Origin of the sequence: Pseudomonas amygdali (assembly GCF_002699855.1) — a bacterium.
GTDB lineage: Bacteria > Pseudomonadota > Gammaproteobacteria > Pseudomonadales > Pseudomonadaceae > Aquipseudomonas > Aquipseudomonas amygdali.
Window position 1 is genome coordinate 1 of the sequence record NZ_LKBW01000167.1, and the last position, 2,124, is coordinate 2,124.

2 protein-coding genes are annotated in these 2,124 nt (G+C 53.3%); both read left to right on the forward strand.

What is annotated here, in order from left to right:
* Positions 1-166: 166 nt before the first annotated feature.
* Entirely contained in the window at positions 167-595 is a 429-nt protein-coding gene (locus AO277_RS12770) for a hypothetical protein (protein ID WP_044320180.1), read from the forward strand.
* A gap of 542 nt (positions 596-1,137) precedes the next feature.
* Positions 1,138-1,911 (forward strand): SIR2 family NAD-dependent protein deacylase, encoded by a 774-nt coding sequence (locus AO277_RS12775; protein WP_044320179.1) that lies wholly within the window; start codon positions 1,138-1,140, stop codon positions 1,909-1,911.
* Positions 1,912-2,124 lie beyond the last annotated feature (213 nt).

Consider the following 2,124-nt stretch of genomic DNA (forward strand, 5'->3'; position numbering starts at 1 on the left):
AATTCTAGGTTGGCGTTAGGGGGTCATTTTTACAGTGGCGGTGACAATTTATCAACGCTAAGCTAGTGAAGAAATTCGGTAAGGTCAGTGAACGGGACACGAACGCGCTGTCTAGGTCTATCGAGCACGTCGAAGCAATCATGGCTGAATTGAGGGGTATGCTGAAATGAGTCTCGAATCCATCAAAACGCTTGTAGACGAGCTCACGACACTCCACCTGACGCGTGGTGTTCAGCCTAGCGAATTGGTCGACAATCTCTTTGAGGATGATTATGTCGAATCCTCTGCACGTAAGACGTCTGCCGGATTGATCTTCGAGCTGACCTTCACGGAGTCGGTGGAGGGGGAATCCCCGAGCAAGATTACGATGCGCTACACCTACGACCGTAACCGTCATCTTTTACTCGTAGAACAAAAAGTAGCTGCTAAGAGGTTCAGCGTTCAATGGGCTCGTGCTGGCGCAGTCCAAGAGCGTATTGAGAAGCTGGAGGTGTTGCTTTCTGGCAAGCTCCCGCATGCCCAAGTTGCACGAATCCTAGCCACAATACCTAAGGACTACCTCGAACTATCGCCTCGGCTTCAACTAGTCGCGTAAACATCCTGCCTTCCCTCCACTGCGGATTGATTTATCAGATCATGATCTGGCCGTAGTGAACGGCTGCTCACGAGGGCGCCATTCAGGGGCCATCGCGGAAGGTCTTCGTTCGTCACCAGGCCGAAATTGTCATATGGCAGTTGCGGGATTCCTCCGAACATAACTGACGTTCCCAGCTCTTGCTGGAGGTAACGATGGTCACGCGGAAGCACATTCCTTGCAGGTGCAGCTCATAGCTTTTTTCGTCATGTAGCGCACCGTAACCTCAATGTGCCTAAAACATCCGATACTCCAGGTTGCCCCAAATGGGAGGCGCGGTTGCACACGTCGCAATGCACGTTGGTCACGGCGTCCACTTCCATAGGATATTTAATTTTCATTTCAAGTCTGCTCCTGTTTACCCTCGTATCTAGGTTGGGGGCTAATGGCGTGGCCGCTCGGCCATCTGACAGGTGAGTCGCCTAGCTGCTATAGCGCGACGGGGTATTGAGGGTTAGAGTTAAACGGATGCGACGAGATCTGAAGAGGCCCTGCAAGTGGAAATGCGAAGAGCAGCCGAGGTCGTTCGTTCGTCAAAGAAGATTGTTTTCTTCACGGGCGCTGGTATTTCGGCAGATAGTGGAATCCCCACCTTCCGCGACAAACTCACCGGGCTCTGGGAAAAGCATGACCCGCAACGTCTGGAAACAGCGGAGGCTTTTCGCGAAAATCCAGCCCTTGTGTGGGGATGGTATCTTTGGAGGCGACGCCAAATCAGCCTTGCTAAACCCAACGCGGCTCATCTATGCATTCCACAACTGGCTAATGCTGGCTGGGACGTGTCAGTCGTTACCCAGAATATCGATGACTTGCATGAGAAAGCAGGCTCTAGCCCGGTGGTTCACCTTCACGGCAGTTTGATGGACGTGAAGTGCTGCGGATGCCACCGGCCTGTGCAGTTGACGCCAGACCAACTGGAGTTTCCTCAGGAAGGACAATTGATTGAGCCTCCTCGTTGTGCCCGTTGCAACGGAAGGCTTCGCCCTGGGGTGGTCTGGTTCCGGGAGAATCTGCCGGAGGACGCATGGCAGACTGCAATACGCCTTGTAAGAGGCTGTGATTTGCTGATCTCGGTTGGCACCTCTGGCGTAGTCATGCCAGCAGCCGGTATTCCAGAGATAGCATTAGCGGCCAAGGCCAAGGTGATCCATGTGAACCATGAAGACGTTGGATTAGACGGGGCGGATGAAATAATGTTGATAGGAGGTGCAGGGGTGATATTACCCGCATTACTTCGGGCCGCAGGGGTAGTCGCACCGTCGCAGCCTGATCGGTAGCTTCATGGCGTACCAATTAGTCATGACCCTATATGCACACACTACGGTGTATGCCTGATCCACGATCTGCTGGTGATGGGGCTCAAGTGCGTAATAGACGCTGTCGCTGTTGATGGCATCGCCTTCGTTATCGTGGACTTGCCCCTACAATACCGGACACCAACTCCCCGTTAAATTGATGCTGCTGCCAAGCGCCTAAACTCTCTCGGCGAC

What these genes read in the sequence shown, in the direction of transcription:
- AO277_RS12770 (WP_044320180.1), top strand. Translation starts at nt 167, where the DNA reads ATGAGTCTCGAATCCATCAAAACGCTTGTAGACGAGCTCACGACACTC.
- AO277_RS12775 (WP_044320179.1), top strand. Translation starts at nt 1,138, where the DNA reads ATGCGAAGAGCAGCCGAGGTCGTTCGTTCGTCAAAGAAGATTGTTTTC.